This window comes from Streptomyces sp. C1-1 (genome assembly GCF_050214755.1).
GTDB lineage: Bacteria > Actinomycetota > Actinomycetes > Streptomycetales > Streptomycetaceae > Streptomyces.
On the sequence record NZ_CP189826.1, the window covers coordinates 6038311 to 6060982 of the forward strand.

Genomic DNA, 22672 nt, shown 5'->3' on the forward strand with positions numbered 1-22672 from the left:
CGGGTGTTGAGGTCAGGTGTTCCTCGGTGCGGTGCTCGCCCGCTCCGTCATCCGCGGCGCGAGCAGCGTCGCGTCCGGTACGGCGGTGCCGTCCAGCTTCTTCATCAGCAGCTGCACCGCCCGCTCGCCCAGCTCGGCGGAGGGCAGGGCGACGGAGGTGACGGGCACGCGGACGGACTCGGCGATCTCGTCGGGGCAGATGGCGGTGACGGACAGGTCGCCGGGGACGCGCAGGCCGAGCTGTTCGAAGGCGTCCGTCAGCGGTTCGAGGATCGCCTCGTTGTGGACGACGACCCCGGTCAACGCCGGCTGTTCGCGCAGGAGTTGCTCGGCGACCAGCCGGGCGGCCGCCGGTGTGGCCTCGCAGGGGTGCACGGAGGACGACAGCCCGCCGCGGTCGGCGGCGGCCGTGAACCCCTGGACGACCCGCTGGGCGAACGCCGTCCCGCGCACGTAGACCTCCGGCGGCGACCCGACCAGCGCCACCACCCGGTGGCCCAACCGTGCCAGATGCTCCACGCACGCCTCCCCGGCGGCCTTGAAGTCCAGGTCGACGCAGGTCAGTCCGGCCGGCTCGGCGGGGAAGCCGATCAGCACGGACGGCCGCTCCAGCGAGCGCAGCAGGCCCAGCCGCGGGTCGTGGAGCTGGACGTCCATCACGATCAGCGCATCCACCAGCGCGGTGTCGGCGACCCTGCGCAGACCGTCCTCGCCCTCCTCCTGGGTCAGCAGCAGCACGTCGTGGTCGTGGCGCCGGGCGGTCGTCACCACCGACACCGCGAACTGCATGACCACCGGCACATGGATGCCGGTCCGTAAGGGCACGACGAGCGCCAGGACGTTGGACCGGCTGCTGGCCAGGGCGCGGGCGCCGGCGTGCGGGCGGTAGCCCAGCTCGCGGATGGCCTCCTCGACCCGCTGCCGGGTCTCCAACGAGATGGGGCGCTTGCCGCTGAGCGCGTAGGAGACGGTGCTGGGGGAGACCCCGGCGTGCCGCGCCACATCGGTGATCTTCACCATCAGTCCAGCTCCAGGGAGAGAAACCCGGTGCCCGCCTGCGCCCGGACCGTGCGTTCCCCGGCCGTCAGCGCCCACGGCGCCGCCGGATCACTGCACGAGGCCCGCAGCGTGTCCCCCTCGCGTACGACGGTGAAGACGACCTCCCCGACGGGCACCGTCACCTGCGCGCCCCGCCGCAGCCCGAACACCCGCAGGGTGACCCCGTCGGCGAAGTCGTAGTCGGGCCGGTCGTCGACCGCGCCGACCGGGATCACCGCGCCGGGCCTGACCAGCAGCGGCACGCTGGAGAAGCCGTGCCGCTCGCGCATCCAGCGCGGCCCGGTCACCGTCCTCCCGCTCAGGAAGTGGGTCCAGGTGCCCTCGGGGACGTAGTACGAGACGTCGCCGTCGTCGCTGAACACCGGCGCCACCAGCAGGTCCGGCCCCAGCATGTACTGCCGCTCCAGGTGCGCGCACCCGGGGTCGTCCGGGAACTCCAGCACCATCGCCCGCATCATCGGCACGCCCTCTGCCTGGGCGGTGCGGGCGGCCTCGTACAGGTACGGCATCAGGCTCAGCTTCAGCCGGGTGAACAGTCGCAGGACGTCCACGGACTCCTCGTCGAAGAGCCACGGGACGCGGTAGGAGGAGCTGCCGTGCAGCCGGCTGTGGGAGGACAGCAGGCCGAAGGCCAGCCAGCGCTTGAACAGGGCGGGCGTCGGGGTGCCCTCGAAGCCGCCGATGTCGTGGCTCCAGTAGCCGAAGCCGGACAGGCCGAGCGACAGCCCGCCGCGCAGCGACTCCGCCATCGACTCGTACGTCGCCTCGCAGTCGCCGCCCCAGTGCACCGGGAACTTCTGGCTGCCGGCCGTCGCCGACCGTGCGAACACGACGGCCTCGCCCTCGCCGCGGTGCTTGCGCAGCACGTCGAAGACCGTGCGGTTGTAGAGGTAGGTGTAGTAGTTGTGCATCCGCTCGGGGTCCGAGCCGTCGGCGTAGGCGACGTCGACGGGCACCCGCTCGCCGAAGTCGGTCTTGAAGCAGTCGACGCCCTGCGCGAGCAGCGCCTCCAGCTTCGAGGCGTACCAGTCGCGGGCGGCCGGGCTGGTGAAGTCGACCAGTGCCATGCCGGGCTGCCACAGGTCCCACTGCCAGACACTGCCGTCCGGCCGCTTCAGCAGATGGCCGAGCGCCTTGCCCTCCGCGAACAGCGGCGAGCGCTGCGCGATGTAGGGGTTGATCCAGACGCAGATGTGCAGACCCTTGGCCTTGAGCCGGGCGAGCATGCCCTCGGGGTCGGGGAAGACCCGCGGGTCCCACTGGAAGTCGCACCAGTTGAACTCGCGCATCCAGAAGCAGTCGAAGTGGAAGACGGACAGCGGCAGTTCGCGCTCCCGCATGCCCTCGATGAAGGACGTCACCGTCTCCTCGTCGTACGACGTCGTGAAGGACGTCGACAGCCACAGGCCGAAGGACCAGGCGGGCGGCAGCGCGGGGCGGCCGGTGAGGGCGGTGTACTTGCGCAGGACGTCCTTGGGCGTGGGGCCGTAGATGACGTAGTACGTCAGCTGCTGGGTCTCCGCGCTGAACTGCACCCGCGACACCGCCTCCGAGCCCACCTCGAAGGACACCCTGCCGGGGTGGTCGACGAAGACGCCGTAGCCCGCGTCGGTGAGGTAGAACGGCACGTTCTTGTAGGCCTGTTCGGTGGCCGTGCCGCCGTCGGCGTTCCAGATGTCGACGACCTGCCCGTTCTTGACCAGCGGCCCGAAGCGCTCGCCGAGGCCGTAGACGGATGTGCCGACGGTCAGGTTGAGCTGTTCGCGCAGGTAGTGGGCGCCGGTGGCGGTGTCCCGCATGATGCCCATGTTCTTGGGGCCGCTGGTGGTGAGCGTCCGGCCGTCGGCGAGGAAGTCCACGTGCCAGGGGCCGGTGCGGGCCACCCGGACCGAGAGCGCGCCGGACGTCAGCGTCGCGTGCTCCTCGTCGTACTCCGTGTGCACCGCGAAGTCCTGCCGGCCCAGCTCGAACCGCGGCCCGCGGGGCTGCTCGCCCTCGAAGTGCGTGAAGGTGACGCCGATGACGTCGGCCATCGGGGCGTGCGCGCTGATCGTCACGACCGGTCCCTTCAGCAGGTCGCCGCGGTGGCGGATGGGCTGGGTCGGCGCGTGGATGTCCAGCGCGCCCTCGGCGGCGGTGACGTCGAGGACCTCGACCGGGTGGGCCGCGGTGACGCCCTCGCGCAGCAGCCAGTAGCCGTCGGTGAACTTCATGTGGGGGGTCCTTACTTCACGGCTCCCACGGCGATGCCGCGGGTGAGCGTCCGCTGGAAGACGAGGAAGAAGACGATGGCGGGCAGCACGCCGAGCAGGGCCGCCGCGTTGGTCATGGTGGCGTCCATCAGGCGCTGGCCTTGCAGCACGCCGAGGGCCACCGACACCGTCTGGTTGTCGTTGGAGATCAGCATGACCAGGGGGAGCAGGAACTCGTTCCAGGTCCAGATGAAGAAGAAGACGAGGAGCACGCCGATGGTCGGCCGGCTGACCGGGACGACGATCCGCCACAGCACCTGCCACTTGTTCGCGCCGTCGATCCGGGCCGCCTCGATGATCTCGCGCGGGAACTGGCCCAGGACGGAGGAGAGCAGATACGTGCCGAAGGCCGCCTGGATCACCGTGAAGACGATGATCACGCTCAGCCTGGTGTCGTACAGCCCGACCTGCTTGCTCAGGTAGTACACCGGGTAGACCAGCGCCTCCTGCGGGAGCATGTTGGCGAGCACGAAGAAGGCCAGCACCCAGGTGCGGCCCTTGATCCGGCCGATGCCGATCGCGTACGCGTTGAGCACCGACAGGGCCGCCGCCAGCACCGCCACCGAGCCGCTGATCAGCACGGAGTTGAACAGCTTCTGGCCGTAGTCGACCCGCTCCCAGAAGTCCTTCAGACCGGTGGTGTAGAGGCCCTTGGGCAGGCTGAGGGGGCCGTTCTGCGAGTACTCGGTCGGTGACTTGACCGCGTTGACCGCGACGATCAGGAACGGCACGACCATGAAGAGGGCCGCGATGCACAGGGCGATCAGCACCGGGTAGCGGCGCAGGGCGGTCGTCATGCGCGGTCCCCTTCCTCGCTGCGGGTCTGGAGCTTGAGCAGGATCAGGGAGAGGGCCAGGATGATCACCGTGAGGATCGTGGAGATCGCGGCGCCGTAGCCGACCTGCGTCTTCTCGAAGAAGGTGGTGAAGGAGAAGTACGACGGCACGTCCGTCGCGCCGCCCGGGCCGCCCTTGGTCAGCACGTACACCGCGCCGAACACCTTCAGCGCGGCGATCGTGCACCAGGTCAGCACGACGTAGATCTCCGGCCGGATCTGCGGCAGCGTGATGTGCCAGAAGCGCCGCCACCAGCCGGCCCCGTCCAGCTCGGCCGCCTCGTGCAACTGCGGGTCCACGCGCTGCAGTCCGGCCATGAAGACGACCAGCGGGAAGCCGATCTGGACCCAGACCATGACCCCCATGACGCTGTAGAGCGCGATGTCGGGATCGCCGAGCCAGTCCTGCTGCCAGCTCCCGAGCCCGACGGCCTTCAGCAGTTCGTTGAGGGAGCCGTTGTCGGGCGCGAGGATCCAGCTCCATACGATGCCGGCGACCGCGATCGGCAGCACCTGCGGAAGGTAGAAGCAGGCACGCAGTACGGCGGCGACCTTGCCGCCGAAGTGCTTGCCGATGTAGTCGAACAGGGCGGCCGCCAGGACGAGTCCGATCACCGTCGGCACGACGGCCATGGCGACGACCATGAACAGGCTGTGCCGGAAGGACGCCCAGAACTCCGAGTCGTCCAGCAGATCACGGTAGTTGGCGAGGCCGGTCCACTTCGGGCTGCCGATGCCCTGCCACTCGGTGAAGCTCACACCCGTGTTCATCAGGAACGGGACGATGATGATCGCCGTGAAGGCGAGGAAGCCGGGCAGCAGGAACAGGGCGTAGGAGTCGCGGGTACGGGGCCGGCGCGGGCCGGCGTGCGGCTGCCCGCCGCCGGTCCGCGCACCCCGTTCGACGGTGACCGTCATTGCTGCGGCACGCCCTTGTCGTAGGCCTGCTGGAGATTCGACAGATAGGCGTCCGGCTTCTCACTGCCCGTGATCAGCTTCTGCGTCTCGGAGACGAGGACGTCGTAGAAGCCGTTGACCGGCCAGTCCGGGTAGAAGGCGAGGCCGTCGCGCTTGCTGACGGTGTTGAAGTCGGAGATCAGCTCCTTGGACTTCGGGTCGGTGATGGCCGAGGTGTCGGCCGCGACCGGGACACCGCCCTTGTTGCCGAGGATGTTCTGGATCTTCTTCGACATGGTGATGTCGATGAAGTCGTAGGCGAGCTTCTTGTTCTTGGCGTTCTTGGGGACCACCCAGAGGTTGCCGCCCGAGCCCAGGGTCAGGTCCGACCCGGGCCACAGCCCGCTGTCCCAGTCGAACTTGGCCTCCGACTGGAAGCGGCCGTACCACCAGCTGCCGGAGAACAGGATCGGCGCCTTGCCCTGGATCCAGGACACACCGGCGTCCTCGGCCTTGGTGCTGGTCGACTTCTTGCTGATGTAGCCCTTCTTCACCCAGTCGGCGAAGGTGGTGGCCGCGTACGTCCACGCCGGGTCGTGGAAGTCGTTCTTGCCCTTGTACAGCTCGTACTTGTCGACCCAGGTGCGGTCGGCCTTGGACAGGGCGAGCTGGTAGAGGTACTGCTGGGCCATGTACTCGGCGCCCGCGTTGGCGAGCGGGGTGACGCCCTTGGCCACGAACTTGTCCATGGCGGCCGTCAGTTCGTCGAACGTCTTCGGCTCGGCGACCCCGTACTTCTTGAAGAGGTCCTTGTTGTAGTAGGCCATCGTGTACTCGGCGTAGTTGGGCACGCCGTACCACTTGCCGGAGCCCATGACGCCGTTGGTGTCGTACTTGCTGGTCGTGGCCACGCCCGCGCTGAGCATCTTGTCCCAGCCGCGCTTGGTGACCTCCGCCGACAGATCGGTCAGCAGGCCCTGTTTCGACAGCTGTCCGGCGGTCGCGTTGCCCTTGTTGTACTCCATGAGGTCGGGCGCGTCCGAGGAGTTGAGGATCATGGGCGCCGTCTTCTGGATCTGTTCGAAGCCCTTCTCCTCGAACTTCACCTTCACGCCCGGGTGCTTCGCCTCGAACTCCTTGATCGCCTCGTTCCAGGCCGCGCCCATCGCGCTGTCGGCGCCCTCGTAGTGCCAGAGCTTGAGGGTCTTGCCGTCCGCCGACCCGCCGCCGTCCGAGCCGCCGCAGGCGGTCAGGAGCAGCGACCCTCCCAGGGCCGCCGCCGCGACCGTCATCACACGCCTTCGTGTCGTCAACATCCCGTGCCTCCGCAGGAGAGTCGGATGGGTATCGGGACGTCACGCGCGAACGGGCCATCGTCGAATCGATTCGATGCGTGACGTCGAAGCGCTTCGACGGGGGACCGTATGTGGGTGCTGTGGGCGCGTCAATGCCTTTGACGCGAATCGCTGTTCGCGGAAGTGGCCGACTGGGCGACGAGAGAGATCATCAGCGCCACGGCGGCGGCGGTCACCGGCACCCCGAATCCGGCCGTCGGCGTCATGTGGTCCACCGTCCAGCCGCCGGTCGCCGAGCCGCAGGCGATGCCGCCTAGCAGGCCGGTGACGGCGAGGGTCATGCCCTCGTTCAGGCGTCCCTCGGGGGTGCGCTGCTGGACCAGCGTCATGGTGGTGACCATCGTCGGGGCGGTCGCCATGCCGGCGACGAGGAGGGCGAGCGCGAGGAGGGGCAGCGAACCGGCGAGGGACGCGGTCAGCAGGGGCAGGGTGAGCAGGCCCGTCATCGCGGCGATGCACCAGGGGAGCCGCTCGGAGGCGGGACCCGTGGTCCGAAGGGTCCCGAACAGCAGCCCCGCCGCGCACGAGCCGGCCGCCTGCAGCGCCAGTACGACCCCCGCCGCCGAGCGGTGCCCCTGCGCGTCGGCGAACGCGATGGTGACGACCTCCATGGAGCCGAACACCGTGCCCATGGCCAGACAGACGGTGAGCAGCGCGGGCATGCCCGGAGCCCGGAACGGGGGCGCGCTGTGCGCCGGCCGGCGCACGGGCGGCTCGGTCGAACGCTGGGCGGCGAACAGCAGCACGCCGGTGAGCAGCAGCACGGCTCCCACCAGGGTGCCCGCCTCCGGGAAGAGCGTTCCGCACAGGAAGGCCGCGAGCACCGGGCCCAGCATGAAACACGCCTCGTCGGCGGCCTGTTCGAAGGAGTTCGCGGTGTGCAGGGCCCGCTCGTCGCCCTTCAGGAGATGGGCCCAGCGGGCGCGGGACATGCCGCCGGTGTTGGGGGTGGTGGCGGTGGCGGCGTAGGAGGCGAACAGGGTCCAGGCGGGGGCGTCGTAGTGGACGCACAGCAGGAGCGCGAGGGAGCCGAGGACGGCGAGGGCGGTCGCGGGTACGGCGACCCGTGCCTGCCCGTGCCGGTCGACGAGCCGCGCGGTCCACGGGGCGACCAGGGCGGTCGCCGCGAGGCCGGTCGCGGTGACGGCGCCGGCGAGGGCGTACGAGCCGCGCGAACCGGCGATCATCACGACCGCGCTCACGCTGAACATGCCCATCGGCAGGCGGGCGAGGAGGTTGGGGAGGGTGAAGGCGCGGGCGCCGGGGGTGGACAGGAGGCGGCGGTAGGGGCCGGGCGTTCGGGCGCGGGAGTTGAAGTCGACGGCGACGAGGGTGTCGGCGGTGACCGTGAACATGGGTGGCCTGCGGGACTCGGACTGCGGCATGGGGACAACGGTCGCCCGTGGACGATCAGGCGGTCCAACACCTGCTTCGCACCGATTCACGCACCTGTGTTGTGAGTCGCTGTTGTAGGTTCACCGGATGCCAGCCCCCGGGCCTGTCGGCCACCGCCACCTCGACCCCCGGCTCCTCCGCGCGTTCGTCACGGTCGCCGACGAACTGCACTTCACCCGGGCCGCCGCCCGGCTCTACGTCGCCCAGCAGGCACTCAGCCGCGATGTACGGCGGCTGGAGAGGGAGTTGGGGGCCGAGCTGTTCGTGCGCTCCACCCGGCAGGTGACGCTCACATCCGACGGCGAGCGACTGCTGCCGTACGCCCGCCGCGTGCTGGCGGCGCAGGACGACTTGCTGGACGCCTTCGGCCAGGCCCGCCCCCTGCTGGTCGACCTCAACTACCGGGACGCGGTCACGGCCCGCCGCGTCCTGCACCGGGCCCGCGAACTCGCCCCCGAGCACGAGCTGATGGCACGGTACGAGAGCGGGCTGACCGGCGCGGCGGAGGACCTGCTGGCCGGGCGGCTGGACGCCTCGTTCGGACGGTACGCCGGCCTGGACCCGGCACTGCGCGGCCGACTGGACCACCAGCTCGTCCGCCACGAGCCGATGGCGGTCGTCCTGCCCGACGACCACCGCCTGGCATCCCTCGACGCGGTGCCGCTGGCCGCGCTGGCGGGCGAGACGGTGTACGCGGGCGCCGGAAACCCCCGCACCCCCGAGTGGACGGACCTCGCGCGCCGCCTGTTCGACGGCCGCGACATCGAGATCGCGCCACCCGCGCCGCTGGCCGTCGGCGACGAGGAGTTCGAACGGATCATGGCCAAGATGCGGCACCCGATCCTCGCGGTGACCGACTTCCCGCCCATGCCACGGACGGTACTGCGCCCCCTGGTCGACCCGGTCCCGCTGTCCCCCGTGTCCCTGGTCTGGCGAAGGGGCCTGACCCACCCGGCACTCGACGCGCTCCGCCACGCGGCGGCGGAACTGTCGGCAGGGGAGGGGTGGCTGAGGGTGCCGGAGGGGGGATGGGTTCCGGATTCCGATGCGTGACGGCCCCGGGCCCTGACGTTCGGATCACTGCTTCGGGTGAGGCCGCCGTCGTTCGCCCTGGGTACGCTGAAGCGAAGGCGAGACTCCGTCCCATGGGAGCACCGATGAGCGCCGCATCCGACGACGGGCCGGTCGACGAGCCCGCGTACCGCTGGCCCGTCCCGCCCCCGGAGGGGTGGACCGCGGACGACCTCGACCGGATTCCGGGCCTCCCGCCGCACACGGAGTTGATCGACGGGAGTCTCGTCTTCATGAGTCCGCAGACACGCTTCCACAGCCGGACCATGCGTCTGCTGGACAACGTCCTCCTGGAGCAGGCTCCGGAGCATCTGGACGTTGACCGCGAGATGACAGTGAAGCTGGACCCGAAGAACCGCCCCGAGCCGGACATCGTGGTGTTCCACGTGGACGCCATCACCGGACCCGACCAGACCTGGTACCGGCCCGAGGACATCGTTCTCGCCGTCGAAGTCGTCTCCGCCGACTCCCGTGAGCGCGACCGTGACGTCAAGCCCCGCAAGTACGCGGCGGCCGGCGTCCCCCACTTCTGGCGGGTCGAACAGGACGACGACAAGGGCTTCCCCGTGGTGTACGTCTACGAGCTCGATCCGGCCACCCAGGCCTACGGCCTCACCGGCATCTTCCACGAGCGGCTCAAGGTCTCCGTCCCCTTCGACATCGAGATCGACCTCACGGCCGTCGACCGCCGGGGCCGCTGACTCACAGTGCGTCGGTCGGCTCGGGGGAGGCGTTCGTAACGTACCGGCGCAGTACCTCTCATCCCGCCCCGGTCCGGGGTGAGAGCAACGTTCCCTTCCGGTCACCCAGTGCCACAGCAAGGAAACGCGCTCTCCCTACCTTCGGGACTCATACCGCTCAGCACCCCGAGTACCACCGAGTCCCGGAGCACCGTGGAGGCGTCATGACAGCCCCTAGCACAGCCCCCGCATCCAGTAGGGGAGGCCGCTGGATCCAGCAGTGGGATCCCGAGGACGAGACCTTCTGGAAGCAGACCGGGGAGAAGATCGCCCGCCGCAATCTCGCCTTCTCCGTCCTCTCCGAGCACATCGGGTTCTCCATCTGGACCCTGTGGTCGGTGCTGGTGCTCTTCATGGGTCCGGAGTACGGGCTCACCCCGGCCGACAAGTTCCTGCTGACGTCCATGGTGACCCTGGTCGGCGCCGTCGTCCGCGTCCCGTACACCTTCGCCGTCGCCGTCTTCGGCGGCCGGAACTGGACGATCATCTCGGCCGGTCTGCTGCTCGTGCCGAGCATCGCCGCGTTCTCCGTGATGAAGCCGGGGACGTCGTTCGACACCTTCCTGTGGATCGGGCTCCTCGCCGGCATCGGCGGCGGCAACTTCGCCTCCTCCATGACCAACATCAACGCCTTCTTCCCGCTGCGGAAGAAGGGCTGGGCCCTCGGGCTCAACGCCGGCGGCGGCAACATCGGCGTCGCGGCCATCCAGCTCGCCGCGCTCGCCGTGATCGGCGCCGGCGGTGGACCGCGTGTGCTGCTCGGGATCTACATCCCGCTGATCGTCGTCGCCGCCGTCCTCGCCGCGCTGTTCATGGACAACATCGAGAACGTCAAGAACGACACCGGCGCCGCCAAGGACGCCGCCCGGGACGCACACACCTGGATCATGGCCGTCCTCTACATCGGCACGTTCGGCTCGTTCATCGGCTACAGCTTCGCCTTCGGCCAGGTGCTGACCAACCAGTTCGGCCGTACGCCGCTGCAGGCCACCTACCTCACCTTCATCGGCCCCCTGCTCGGCTCCCTGATCCGGCCCGTGGGCGGCTGGCTCGCCGACAAGTACGGCGGCGCGAAGATCACCCTCTACAACTACGTCGCCATGGCCGCCGCCACCGCCGTCCTGGTCGCCGCCAGCATGCAGAAGTCGCTGCCCCTGTTCGTGACCGCCTTCGTGGTGCTGTTCTCGCTGACCGGCATCGGCAACGGCTCCACCTTCAAGATGATCCCCGGCATCTTCCAGGCCAAGGCGCTCGCCAAGGGCCTGGAGGGCGAGGAGGCCGCCAAGTACGGCCGTCGGCTCTCCGGAGCCTCCATGGGCCTCATCGGCGCGGTCGGCGCGCTCGGCGGTGTCGGCATCAACATGGCCTTCCGCCAGTCCTTCCTCTCCTACGGCTCCGGCACCGGCGCCTTCGTCGCCTTCCTCGCCTACTACGCCCTCTGCTTCGCCATCACCTGGGCCGTATACCTTCGCCGTACGGCCCCCGCCACCCTCACCACGGCTGCCGCAGAGACGAAGCCGCAGCTCAGCTACGCCGAGGTGTGACGTAACACCGGCGACACGAAGCCGAACCGAGCCTGTCACGCACCGTTGACAGGCTCGATCGGCATGTGGGTGCCGCAGTACCTCATGTACGACGACTCGAGTTCGGGACGAGAGCCATGTACGACGAACAGCAGCGACCGCAGTCAGGGCAGCACGGGCCCCTGGCCGGCTTCACAGTGGGCGTGACCGCCGCCCGCCGCGCCGACGAACTGGGCGCACTGCTGCAGCGACGGGGAGCCGCCGTCCTGCACGCACCCGCCCTGCGCATCGTGCCGCTCGCCGACGACAGCGAACTGCTGGCGACGACGAAGGACCTGATCGACCAGGCACCGGACGTGGTGGTGGCGACGACCGCCATCGGGTTCCGCGGGTGGGTCGAGGCCGCCGACGGGTGGGGGCTCGGCGAGCCCCTGCTGGAGCGGCTGCGGACCGTCGAACTGCTCGCGCGCGGACCCAAGGTCAAGGGCGCGATACGGGCCGCCGGCCTCACCGAGGACTGGTCGCCGTCGAGCGAGTCCATGGCCGAGGTGCTCGACCGGCTGCTGGAGGAGGGCGTCGAGGGGCGCCGGATCGCCATACAGCTGCACGGCGAGCCGCTGCCGGGGTTCGTGGAGGCGCTGCGGGAGGCCGGGGCCGAGGTCGTCGGGGTGCCGGTGTACCGGTGGATGCCACCGGAGGACATCGGACCGGTGGACCGGCTGCTGGACGCCGCCGTCTCGCGGGGCCTGGACGCGCTCACCTTCACCAGCGCGCCGGCCGCGGTGTCGCTGCTCAACCGTGCCGAGGAGCGCGGACTGCTGCCCGAGCTGATCGCCGCGCTCCACCACGACGTGCTGCCCGCCTGCGTCGGGCCGGTCACCGCGCTGCCGCTGCAGGCGCGGGGCATCGACACCGTGCAGCCGGAGCGGTTCCGGCTCGGGCCGCTCGTACAGCTGCTGTGCCAGGAGCTGCCGGGGCGGGCCCGCGCGCTGCCCATCGCCGGGCACCGGGTGGAGATTCGGGGCCACGCGGTGCTGGTGGACGGGGAGTTGAAGCCGGTGCCGCCGGCAGGGATGTCCCTGCTGCGGGCCCTGTCCCGGCGGCCGGGGTGGGTGGTGGCCCGGGCGGAGCTGCTGCGGGCGTTGCCGGGGGCGGGTCGGGACGAGCACGCGGTGGAGACCGCGATGGCCCGGCTGCGGACGGCTCTTGGGGCGCCGAAGCTGATCCAGACGGTGGTGAAGCGGGGGTATCGGCTGGCGTTGGATCCGGCGGCGGACGAGAAGTACGCGGACGTGTGAGGGAGTTGCCCGGCGTTCGGGGTGCCGTCTGGGCTGATTGATGCGGCCCGGCGCTGTGGCGCTCCGGACGGCGCCGACCCCCGCGCCGGACAGGGCGGCGCGCCCATGAAGCCGAGGAAGAACACCGGGTTGGAAGGGGTTCCAGCCGTGGCCAGGGCAGGGCACTGTAAGAAGGAACGCTTCCCCGGCCCCTGGTAACCCCTAGGCGGTGACAGGCACATGGCACTGGGTACGGCCACGACCCTGTACGAACTGCGGTTCGACTCGGGGCGGATCTGCCTCGATCTCCTCGCGACCACGCATCCCGAGGAACGGTTCGACTCGGTCGAGGTGCTGTGCGCCTGGATCGTGGGGGCGGGCCTGGCGCCACCCGGCACCTCGCTGGCGCACGCCGACGCGTCGTGGCTCGTGGGGTTCCGGGAACTCAGGGGGCAGGTGGGACAGTTGGTGCGTGACACGGCCGTGGGCGTCACCGGTCGAACCCGGCCGTCGTACGACATCGCGCTCGGCCGGGTGAACGAGATCGCCCTCGTCGCACCCCCGGCCCCGCGCGCCGTCCGCGGGGAGGACGGGGCGCTCGTCAGGGAGTTGGACCGGCCGCCCGAGTGCGCGGCCCTGCTCGGTGCGGTCGCCCGGGACGCCGTGGAACTGCTCACCGACCCCGTCGCGAGAGCGGGCCTGCGGCAGTGCGAAGGGGACAACTGCCCCATCGTCTACGTCGATTCGTCCCGGGGACGCAGGAGGCGCTGGTGCTCCAGTGAGGTCTGCGGGAACCGCGAAAGGGTCGCCCGGCACCGTCGCAGGGCGGCGCTCGCACGCGCCTGACTGTCCGGTATGCACGTTCTGGGGGGAAGAGGGTTGCGTGGTGTCGAAGTGATTTCGACAACACTCCGTTTGGTCGTGAACCGCCGCGGGCAGTCGGCCTGATCTTGCCGGTGTGGCGGAAATGTAAAGATCGCGCGGTGGGAATGTGCTCTCATGTCCCTCTCATCACGACACCCCGAAGAAAACTGTCGGCGTAGTTTGAACATGACGCATGCCACATCCGTACCTGTGCACGAGCGACCGACTGGGGGAACCCCCGGACATCGGAGGTGGGCGTGCGCAAGGATTCCGTCGTGGCCAATGAACGTGGATCGAGGGCCCGACATCGCATGTCCCAGCCCTCGGAACCTGATGAGGAGCTGATGCGTGCCCTGTACCGGGAGCACGCCGGACCTCTCCTTGCGTACGTCCTTCGTCTGGTTGCGGGTGACCGCCAGAGAGCCGAGGACGTGGTGCAGGAAACACTCATCCGTGCCTGGAAGAACGCCGGTCAGCTCAATCGAGCGACCGGATCGGTACGCCCCTGGCTGGTGACGGTCGCTCGGCGCATCGTCATCGACGGCCACCGCAGCCGGCAGGCCCGGCCGCAGGAGGTCGATCCGTCGCCGCTGGAGGTCATCCCCGCGGAGGACGAGATCGACAAGGCGCTGTGGTTGATGACGCTGTCGGACGCGCTGGACGACCTGACCCCGGCCCACCGGGAGGTGCTCGTCGAGACGTATTTCAAGGGGCGTACGGTCAATGAGGCGGCCGAGACGCTGGGCATTCCCAGTGGCACGGTGCGGTCTCGGGTGTTCTATGCCCTGCGGTCGATGAAGCTCGCACTGGAGGAGCGGGGGGTGACGGCGTGATGAGTGTTTACGGGGGAAACCAGGGATTCGGCACAGGTGGGTCGGGTATGTCTGGACCCATGATGGGATCTCCGGGCCCGAGCGAGCACGAGACGGTCGGTGCCTACGCCCTCGGCATTCTCGACGACGCCGAGGCAACCGCTTTCGAAGCGCATCTGGCCACCTGTGAATGGTGCGCCCGGCAGCTCGACGAGCTGGCCGGAATGGAACCGATGCTGGCGGCCCTCGCGGACCTGCCGGGGACCGGGACACCGGCGATCGGGGAGTCCCTCTCCGCCAGGCCAAGCCCGCGGCTCGCCGAGAAGCTGGTCGACGAGGTGGCCGAGCGTCGTGCGGTGAAGCGGCGCAAGGGGTTCTACCTGGTGGCGGCCGCCGCAGCGCTGATCATCGGCGGCCCGCTGACCGTCATGGCGGCGACCGGCGGCGACTCCGGCGCCAAGAACAACACCGTGCAGGCGGCCGGTGCCAAGGCGGCCTTCACCACGATCGCCGACAAGGTCTCGGCGACGGACGCCTCCACCAAGGTCAAGGCGACCGTGGCCATGGAACAGAAGGACTGGGGCACCTGGGGCGTCGTCGAGCTCAGCAACGTCAAGGGCCCGCTGAAGTGCTCGCTGATCGCGGTGGGCAAGAACGGCGAGCGCGAGACGATGTCGACCTGGGCGGTCCCCAAGTGGGGGTACGGCATCCCGAACGGCAAGACCCCGGAGTCGAAGCAGCCCCTGTACGCGCAGGGCGGTGCCGCCTTCAAGCCCAACGAGATCGACCATTTCGAGGTCATGACCTTCGACGGCAAGAAGCTCATCCAGATCGACGCGTAGGGCCGCTCCCGCGCCCACGTAGCTTTGCCGGGTCCCCTTCGCGTACGGTTGACGGCTGCCCAGCACGTCAGAAGGGGGCCCGGTGGCCGCTCAGGCTCAGCAGGAAACCGCGGTCGGCTCGGATCACGACTCGAGTCGTGAGCGGGAGATCAGCGTCGAACAGGAACACCTGGACCGGGTGTACCGGCGGCTCGAGGAGAAGATCCACGAGGCCGAGTTCCTGATGAACGACGCGGCCAAGCGCGGCCAGGTCGGCACGCCCGGCGCCCTCGCCGAGCGGGACGCCCAGGTCTTCCGGGCCGGCGTCCACCTCAACCGCCTGAACAACGAGTTCGAGGACTTCCTGTTCGGACGGATCGATCTCCTTCTCGGCAAGGACGGCAAGAAGGGTCCCGACGGCGCCTACACCGCCGTCGAGCCCGCCGAGGGCGCCGTCCGGGACGACGGCACGGCCGACATCGCCGAGACCCTGCACATCGGACGCATCGGCGTCCTCGACTCCGACTACGCGCCCCTCGTCATCGACTGGCGGGCCCCCGCCGCCGCCCCCTTCTACCGCTCCACACCGGTCGACCCCGGCCGGGTCGTGCGGCGCCGGGTCATCCGCTCCAAGGGGCGGCGCGTCCTCGGCGTCGAGGACGACCTCATGCGACCCGAGCTGAAGGCCTTCCTCGACGGCCGTGAACTGCCCGTCATCGGCGACGGCGCCCTCATGGCCGCCCTCGGCCAGGCCCGCGGCCACACCATGCGCGACATCGTCGCCTCCATCCAGGCCGAGCAGGACCTGGTCATCCGCGCCCCCGCCGCCTCCGTGACGTACGTCGAGGGCGGACCGGGCACCGGCAAGACAGCCGTCGCCCTGCACCGCGCCGCCTACCTCCTCTACCAGGACCGCCGCCGCTACGCGGGCGGCATCCTCATCGTCTCGCCGACCCCGCTGCTCGTCGCGTACACCGAGGGCGTGCTGCCGTCGCTGGGCGAGGAGGGCCAGGTCGCCATCCGCGCGATCGGCTCGCTCGTCGACGGCGCCGAGGCCACGCTGTACGACGCGCCGTCGGTGGCCCGCGCCAAGGGCTCGCACCGGATGCTGAAGGTGCTGCGGAAGGCGGCGCGGGGGGCGCTGGAGCTGGGCCGGCCCGGAGCCGCGCCCGCCGGGCAGCTCGCCTTCGGCGACGACGGCGAGGGCGACGGCGACGCGGCGGCCCCCGCCGAGACCCCCACCCGCCTGCGCGTCGTCGCCTTCGGGCGCCGGCTGGAGCTGGAGTCGCCCGCGCTGGAACGTATCCGCCGCAACGCTCTGGGCGGCACGGCACCCGTCAACCTGCTGCGCCCCCGCGCCCGCAAGCTGCTCCTGGACGCCCTGTGGGAGCAGTCGGGCGCCGGCGGCCGGCACACCGACCCGGAGCTCGCGGCCGAGCTGCGGTCCTCCTTCGACGAGGACATCACCTCGGAGGACTCCTTCCTCGCGTTCCTCGACGCCTGGTGGCCCGAGCTGACCCCGAAGGCCGTCCTCGCCGCCATGGCCGACGAACGGCGCCTGGGCCGCTGGGCCCGCCGGATCCTCAACCCCGGCGAGGTCCGCAGGGTCGCCCGCTCGCTCAGACGCGACGGCCACTCCGTGCACGACATCGCCATGCTCGACGAGCTCCAGGCGATCCTCGGCACCCCGGCCCGTCCGAAGAAGAAGCGTGAGCTGGACCCGCTGGACCAGCTGACCGGGCTCGACGAGCTGATGCCGGTGCGCGAGGAGTCGCAGCGCGAGCGCGCCGAACGGCTGGCGCAGGAGCGCACCGAGTACGCCCATGTCATCGTCGACGAGGCGCAGGACCTCACCCCGATGCAGTGGCGCATGGTCGGCCGCCGCGGCCGGCACGCCACCTGGACGGTCGTCGGCGACCCCGCCCAGTCCTCCTGGTCGGACGTCGACGAGGCGGCCGAGGCCCGCGACGAGGCCCTGGGCACCCGCCTGCGCCGCCGCTTCCAGCTCACCGTCAACTACCGCAACCCCGCGGAGATCGCCGAGCTGGCGGCGAAGGTGCTGGCGCTCGCCATGCCGGGCTCCGAGGCCCCCTCGGCCGTCCGCTCCACCGGTGTGCGGCCTCGCTTCGTCGTGTCGCGGGAGTCCCTGGGACAGTCCGTTCGCGCCGAGGCCGCCCGGCTGCTCGACCTCGTCGACGGCACCGTAGGCGTCGTCGTCGCCATGCGGCGGCGCGAGGAGGCCGCGCGGTGGCTGGCCGGGCTCGGCGACCGGGTGGTGGCCGTCGGCAGCCTGGAGGCCAAGGGCCTGGAGTACGACGCCACGGTCGTCGTCTCGCCCGCGGAGATCGCCGACGAGTCCCCGGCCGGGCTGCGGGTGCTGTACGTCGCGCTCACCAGGGCCACGCAGCAGCTGACGATCGTCTCGACGGACAAGGACCAGCCGGACGGGGACGGGGTGCCCGACCTCCTGCGGGAGTAGGGACGGCCCACTCCGGGAGTGGAAACGAATGAAGTCCCGGTACGGGAATGGCCTTACGGGATCTGTTTGTTAGCCTGGGTGTGGCACCGGCCCGATCCAAGCCCCCGGGCCCAACCTTCGTCCCTCAGAGGGACCACTTGCCGCGAGGCGAGCATGGCGGGTCGGTGCCACTGAACGTTTCGGAGGCCCACGTCACCACGTGACGTGGGCCTCTTTCGTTGCCCGATCACTTCTCGTATGGTGGAATCCGTTTTCCGAAAACGACACCACCCTGTGAACAAAACGTCCGCAATCCGAGGCGGCTACCGCGTACTCAGGGGTAGGTGCGACGATCGGACCGCATACCAGCGTCACACGGTGAAAGCAGAGGAAGTCGGCCATGGCAACGGCGCCCAGCGTCTCCTACTCGATCACGGTCCGTCTGGAGGTGCCCGCCGGCGGAACGGCGGTCTCCCAGATCACCACGGCCGTGGAGTCCCACGGAGGCTCGGTCACCGGCCTCGACGTCACCGCATCCGGGCACGAGAAGCTCCGGATCGACGTCACCATCGCCGCCACCTCCACCGCGCACGCCGAAGAGATCGTCGAGCAGCTGCGCGGCATCGAGGGCGTCACGCTCGGCAAGGTCTCCGACCGTACGTTCCTGATGCACCTCGGCGGCAAGATCGAGATGCAGTCCAAGCACCCGATCCGCAACCGTGACGACCTGTCCATGATCTACACGCCGGGCGTGGCCCGCGTCTGCATGGCGATCGCCGAGAACCCCGAGGACGCCCGCCGCCTGACCATCAAGCGCAACTCCGTTGCGGTCGTGACGGACGGCTCGGCCGTGCTGGGCCTGGGCAACATCGGCCCCAAGGCCGCCCTGCCGGTCATGGAGGGCAAGGCCGCCCTGTTCAAGCGGTTCGCCGGCATCGACGCCTGGCCGCTCTGCCTCGACACCCAGGACACCGACGCGATCGTCGAGATCGTCAAGGCGATCGCCCCCGGATTCGCCGGCATCAACCTCGAGGACATCTCCGCCCCCCGCTGCTTCGAGATCGAGGCGCGGCTGCGCGAGGCCCTGGACATCCCCGTCTTCCACGACGACCAGCACGGCACCGCGATCGTCGTCCTGGCCGCCCTGAAGAACGCGCTGCGCTGCACCGGAAAGCCGATCGAGAACATCCGGGTCGTCATGTCCGGCGCCGGCGCGGCCGGCACGGCCATCCTCAAGCTGCTGCTCGCCGCCGGCGTGAAGAACGCCGTGGTCGCCGACATCCGCGGCGTCGTGCACGCCGGCCGCGACGACCTGCGCGAGGCCGCCGCCGACTCGCCGCTGCGCTGGATCGCCGACAACACCAACCCCGAGGGCCTGACCGGCACGCTCAAGGAAGCCGTTCGCGGAGCGGACGTCTTCATCGGCGTCTCCGCCCCGAACGTCCTCGACGGCGACGACGTGGCCGCCATGGCCGAGGACGCGATCGTGTTCGCGCTCGCGAACCCCGACCCCGAGGTGGACCCGGCGATCGCCCGTCAGACGGCGGCCGTCGTGGCCACCGGCCGCTCCGACTTCCCGAACCAGATCAACAACGTGCTGGTCTTCCCGGGCGTCTTCCGCGGCCTGCTGGACGCCCAGTCCCGCACCGTCAACACCGAGATGATGCTGGCCGCGGCGACCGCCCTCGCGGACGTCGTGACCGAGGACGAGCTCAACCCGAACTACATCATCCCGAGCGTCTTCAACGACAAGGTCGCGGGCGCGGTGGCGGGAGCGGTGCGCGAGGCGGCCAAGGCGGCGGGCGTCGCGCCGTAGAGGTGGCGTACGGTGCCTAGTGGGCCCGGCCATGGCGTGCGCGGGCTTGTGAGCATCACCACGACCGGCAGTACCGGCGAGTCGTGGAACCAGGCGTCCGTCGCCACCCTCTAGGGTGGCGGCGCCGCGCTCAGGCCTCCCAGGCCCTCTTTTCGTGTGACTCCCTAGGGTGTTCTCACGCCTCCGACGGGTGCCGGATTGGCTTTCCCGTCGCAGGTAGGGGCAGGATGCGTCCCTGGGCGCGAGCGCATCGGCTTCGCTGTGCCACATGCGGCTCTCGCCGGGTGGCACACCCCAACGGCAAGAAGAACACGGGAGTAACAACATGAACCGCAGTGAGCTGGTGGCCGCGCTGGCCGACCGCGCCGAGGTGACCCGCAAGGACGCCGACGCCGTCCTGGCCGCGTTCGCCGAGGTCGTGGGCGACATCGTCTCCAAGGGCGACGAGAAGGTCACCATCCCCGGCTTCCTGACCTTCGAGCGCACCCACCGTGCCGCTCGCACCGCGCGCAACCCGCAGACCGGCGACCCGATCCAGATCCCGGCCGGCTACAGCGTCAAGGTCTCCGCGGGCTCGAAGCTCAAGGAAGCCGCCAAGGGCAAGTAAGCGCTCCGCTTCGAGCGCCGTTCTGAGCGCCGTGGCCTAGAGCGTCGTGGGCGACTGCGGGCCGGCCGTGGCAGGTCGCGCAGTTCCCCGCGCCCCTTCAGGGGCGACACCTGAACGGGCGTCGTGGGCGACCGCGGGCCGGCCGTGGCAGGTCAAGCAGTTCCCCGCGCCCCTTTCAGGGGCGACAGCTGAACGCCGATGGGGCGGTCACCCGGAAACCGGGTGACCGCCCCATCGCCATGAATGCCCTCAGCCGAGGGCCTTGCCGGGGAGTTCGACCTTGGCGCCGAGCTCGACCAGCTTCTCCATGCTGTGTCTGCCCGGGGGGTGACCCCCGGACCCCCAGCCGGACGTGGTGTGCCCGGGGCCCGAGCGGCGCGGCTGCCGGGTCAGCCGAGGGCCTTGCCGGGGAGTTCGACCTTGGCGCCGAGCTCGACCAGCTTCTCCATGAAGTTTTCGTAGCCGCGGTTGATGAGGTCGATGCCGTGGACTCGGGACGTGCCCTGGGCCGCGAGGGCGGCGATCAGGTACGAGAAGCCGCCGCGGAGGTCGGGGATGACCAGGTCGGCGCCCTGGAGCTTGGTCGGGCCGGAGACGACGGCCGAGTGCAGGAAGTTGCGCTGGCCGAAGCGGCAGTCGGAGCCGCCCAGGCACTCGCGGTAGAGCTGGATGTGGGCGCCCATCTGGTTCAGCGCGGAGGTGAAGCCGAGCCGGGACTCGTACACCGTCTCGTGGATGATGGACAGACCCGTGGCCTGCGTCAGGGCGACCACCAGCGGCTGCTGCCAGTCGGTCTGGAAGCCCGGGTGCACGTCCGTCTCCAGCGCGATCGACTTCAACTGCCCGCCGGGGTGCCAGAAGCGGATGCCCCGGTCGTCTATCTCGAAGGCGCCGCCCACCTTGCGGTAGGTGTTCAGGAACGTCATCATCGAGCGCTGCTGGGCGCCGTGGACGTAGATGTCGCCCTCGGTCGCCAGCGCCGCGGACGCCCAGGAGGCCGCCTCCAGACGGTCCGGCAGCGCGCCGTGGTTGTAGCCGCCGAGGCTGTCCACACCGGTGATGCGGATGGTGCGGTCGGTGTCCATCGCGATGATCGCGCCCATTTTCTGCAGGACGCAGATCAGGTCCTCGATCTCGGGCTCGACGGCCGCGTTCGACAGCTCCGTCACGCCCTCGGCCAGCACCGCGGTCAGCAGCACCTGCTCGGTGGCGCCGACGGACGGGTACGGCAGCCGGATCTTCGTACCGCGCAGCCGCTGCGGCGCCTCCAGGTACTGCCCGTCCGCGCGCTTCTCGATCCGCGCGCCGAACTGCCGCAGCACGTCGAAGTGGAAGTCGATCGGCCGGCCGCCGATGTCGCAGCCGCCGAGCCCGGGGATGAAGGCGTGGCCGAGGCGGTGCAGCAGGGGACCGCAGAAGAGGATCGGGATACGGCTGGAACCCGCGTGGGCATCGATGTCGGCGACGTTCGCGCTCTCCACGTGCGTCGGGTCCATCACCAGCTCGCCCGGCTCCTCACCGGGACGGACCGTCACCCCGTGCAGTTGCAGCAGACCGCGTACGACACGCACGTCACGGATGTCCGGAACGTTGCGCAGTCGACTCGGCGAGCTGCCCAGCAGGGCGGCGACCATGGCCTTCGGTACGAGGTTCTTCGCACCGCGGACACGGATCTCGCCCTCCAGCGGGGTTCCGCCGTGGACAAGCAGGACATCGTCGTTGACGGTCATGTATCTCGCGTTCCGATGAGTGGGGCAGGGGCCAGAAGGGAAAGGGTAATCGCCGCCCACCCCCCTTGAGTAAGCCCAAGTACCGCCCAGCTACGTCATAGCTGTGTCACAACACGGGCCGTTCCCTGTCGGGCACATGGGGTCACCGACGGCTCGCGTGCGCCCGCCATGCTCCCTTCCGCCCTGAGCTGCAATCGCCCTTCTTACCCCCATTGCCTCCCCGAGTCGCCGCAAGATGCGGGATCATGTCTGGCATGACCGAGGTGTCCTCGCTCACAGGGCGGTTGCTCGTGGCAACGCCCGCCCTGGCGGACCCGAACTTCGACCGTGCGGTGGTGCTCCTTCTCGACCACGACGAGGAGGGCTCCCTCGGTGTCGTCCTCAACCGTCCTACGCCGGTGGACGTCGGCGACATCCTGGAGGGCTGGGCCGACCTGACCGGCGAGCCCGGCGTGGTCTTCCAGGGCGGCCCGGTCTCCCTCGACTCGGCGCTCGGCGTCGCCGTCATCCCCGGCGGCTCCTCGGTCGACGGGGCCCCGCTCGGCTGGCGACGGGTGCACGGCGCGATCGGCCTGGTCGACCTGGAGGCACCACCGGAGCTGCTCGCCTCGGCCGTCGGCTCGCTGCGGATCTTCGCCGGGTACGCGGGCTGGGGCCCGGGCCAGCTGGAGGAGGAGCTGGTCGACGGCGCCTGGTACGTCGTGGAGTCCGAGCCCGGCGACGTCTCCTCGCCGGCCCCCGAGCGGCTCTGGCGGGAGGTCCTGCGCCGCCAGCGCAACGAGCTCGCGATGGTGGCCACGTACCCGGACGACCCTTCGCTCAACTGATGCGTGTGAGCTTCAGTACCCTTGGCGATATGAGCACTCTCGAGCCCGAGCGCGGGACTGGTACGGGAACCCTCGTAGAGCCGACGCCACAGGTGTCCCACGGCGACGGCGACCACGAGCGCTTCGCCCACTACGTCCAGAAGGACAAGATCATGGCGAGCGCCCTCGACGGGACCCCCGTCGTGGCGCTCTGCGGCAAGGTCTGGGTGCCGGGCCGCGACCCGAAGAAGTACCCCGTGTGTCCCATGTGCAAGGAGATCTACGAGTCCATGGGCGCCGGGGGCGGCGACAAGGGCAAGGGCGGCGACAAGTAGCCCTGCCGGTTTCCGGCCG

General features: G+C 70.1%; 19 protein-coding genes. 12 read left to right on the forward strand and 7 right to left on the reverse strand.

Going from position 1 to position 22672, the window contains the following annotated elements; genetic code table 11:
* Positions 1-12: 12 nt before the first annotated feature.
* From ACQF4J_RS27580 to ACQF4J_RS27605, 6 genes are all read right to left on the reverse strand, one after another.
* Positions 13-1020 (reverse strand): LacI family DNA-binding transcriptional regulator, encoded by a 1008-nt coding sequence (locus ACQF4J_RS27580; protein WP_351570657.1) that lies wholly within the window; start codon positions 1018-1020, stop codon positions 13-15.
* Positions 1020-3272, reverse strand: a complete 2253-nt coding sequence (gene yicI / locus ACQF4J_RS27585) for an alpha-xylosidase (protein ID WP_351570654.1) — start codon at positions 3270-3272, stop codon at positions 1020-1022. The genes ACQF4J_RS27580 and yicI overlap by 1 nt, the downstream gene beginning before the upstream one ends.
* Positions 3273-3283: 11 nt before the next feature.
* Positions 3284-4108: a carbohydrate ABC transporter permease gene (locus ACQF4J_RS27590; protein ID WP_142152291.1), complete on the reverse strand. Its 825-nt coding sequence runs from the start codon at positions 4106-4108 to the stop codon at positions 3284-3286.
* On the reverse strand, positions 4105-5064 hold the full coding sequence (locus ACQF4J_RS27595; RefSeq protein ID WP_351570651.1) for a carbohydrate ABC transporter permease: 960 nt from the start codon (positions 5062-5064) through the stop codon (positions 4105-4107). The genes ACQF4J_RS27590 and ACQF4J_RS27595 overlap by 4 nt, the downstream gene beginning before the upstream one ends.
* Complete coding sequence (locus tag ACQF4J_RS27600; RefSeq protein WP_427167027.1) at positions 5061-6359, reverse strand: ABC transporter substrate-binding protein; 1299 nt, start codon at positions 6357-6359, stop codon at positions 5061-5063. The genes ACQF4J_RS27595 and ACQF4J_RS27600 overlap by 4 nt, the downstream gene beginning before the upstream one ends.
* Before the next feature lie 128 nt (positions 6360-6487).
* A complete protein-coding gene (locus ACQF4J_RS27605) occupies positions 6488-7783 on the reverse strand; it encodes an MFS transporter (RefSeq protein ID WP_427167029.1) in 1296 nt (431 codons plus the stop codon).
* 97 nt (positions 7784-7880) lie between these two features.
* On the opposite strand from ACQF4J_RS27605, the gene ACQF4J_RS27610 reads away from it, so the two are divergent.
* From ACQF4J_RS27610 to ACQF4J_RS27655, 10 genes are all read left to right on the forward strand, one after another.
* Positions 7881-8846, forward strand: coding sequence for a LysR family transcriptional regulator (locus ACQF4J_RS27610; RefSeq protein ID WP_351800154.1), 966 nt, complete (start codon positions 7881-7883; stop codon positions 8844-8846).
* A gap of 104 nt (positions 8847-8950) precedes the next feature.
* Positions 8951-9565, forward strand: coding sequence for a Uma2 family endonuclease (locus tag ACQF4J_RS27615; RefSeq protein WP_351570639.1), 615 nt, complete (start codon positions 8951-8953; stop codon positions 9563-9565).
* A gap of 203 nt (positions 9566-9768) precedes the next feature.
* Positions 9769-11148, forward strand: coding sequence for a nitrate/nitrite transporter (locus ACQF4J_RS27620; RefSeq protein WP_351570636.1), 1380 nt, complete (start codon positions 9769-9771; stop codon positions 11146-11148).
* A 116-nt stretch (positions 11149-11264) separates the two neighbouring features.
* A complete protein-coding gene (locus ACQF4J_RS27625; protein WP_351570633.1) occupies positions 11265-12425 on the forward strand; it encodes a uroporphyrinogen-III synthase in 1161 nt (386 codons plus the stop codon).
* Between the two features lie 219 nt (positions 12426-12644).
* Complete coding sequence (locus tag ACQF4J_RS27630) at positions 12645-13250, forward strand: CGNR zinc finger domain-containing protein (protein WP_351570630.1); 606 nt, start codon at positions 12645-12647, stop codon at positions 13248-13250.
* 329 nt (positions 13251-13579) lie between these two features.
* Positions 13580-14101 carry a sigma-70 family RNA polymerase sigma factor gene (locus ACQF4J_RS27635; RefSeq protein ID WP_010039908.1) on the forward strand — a complete coding sequence of 174 codons (522 nt, stop codon included), beginning with the start codon at positions 13580-13582 and terminating at the stop codon, positions 14099-14101.
* A gap of 59 nt (positions 14102-14160) precedes the next feature.
* Complete coding sequence (locus tag ACQF4J_RS27640; RefSeq protein WP_351570627.1) at positions 14161-14922, forward strand: anti-sigma factor family protein; 762 nt, start codon at positions 14161-14163, stop codon at positions 14920-14922.
* An 82-nt stretch (positions 14923-15004) separates the two neighbouring features.
* Positions 15005-17380, forward strand: coding sequence for a HelD family protein (locus tag ACQF4J_RS27645; RefSeq protein WP_351570624.1), 2376 nt, complete (start codon positions 15005-15007; stop codon positions 17378-17380).
* Positions 17381-17759: 379 nt separating this feature from the next.
* Positions 17760-19175 (forward strand): NAD-dependent malic enzyme, encoded by a 1416-nt coding sequence (locus ACQF4J_RS27650; protein WP_351570621.1) that lies wholly within the window; start codon positions 17760-17762, stop codon positions 19173-19175.
* Positions 19176-19500: 325 nt separating this feature from the next.
* Positions 19501-19782, forward strand: coding sequence for an HU family DNA-binding protein (locus tag ACQF4J_RS27655; protein WP_004000874.1), 282 nt, complete (start codon positions 19501-19503; stop codon positions 19780-19782).
* A gap of 389 nt (positions 19783-20171) precedes the next feature.
* On the opposite strand, the gene murA is transcribed toward ACQF4J_RS27655, so the two are convergent.
* Positions 20172-21512 (reverse strand): UDP-N-acetylglucosamine 1-carboxyvinyltransferase, encoded by a 1341-nt coding sequence (gene murA / locus ACQF4J_RS27660; protein ID WP_351570618.1) that lies wholly within the window; start codon positions 21510-21512, stop codon positions 20172-20174.
* Positions 21513-21766: 254 nt separating this feature from the next.
* Here murA and ACQF4J_RS27665 point away from each other — a divergent pair, with 254 nt between their 5' ends.
* Both ACQF4J_RS27665 and ACQF4J_RS27670 read left to right on the forward strand, forming a co-directional pair.
* Positions 21767-22339 carry a YqgE/AlgH family protein gene (locus ACQF4J_RS27665; RefSeq protein WP_427167033.1) on the forward strand — a complete coding sequence of 191 codons (573 nt, stop codon included), beginning with the start codon at positions 21767-21769 and terminating at the stop codon, positions 22337-22339.
* Between the two features lie 29 nt (positions 22340-22368).
* Complete coding sequence (locus ACQF4J_RS27670) at positions 22369-22653, forward strand: DUF3039 domain-containing protein (protein ID WP_351570613.1); 285 nt, start codon at positions 22369-22371, stop codon at positions 22651-22653.
* Positions 22654-22672: the final 19 nt, after the last annotated feature.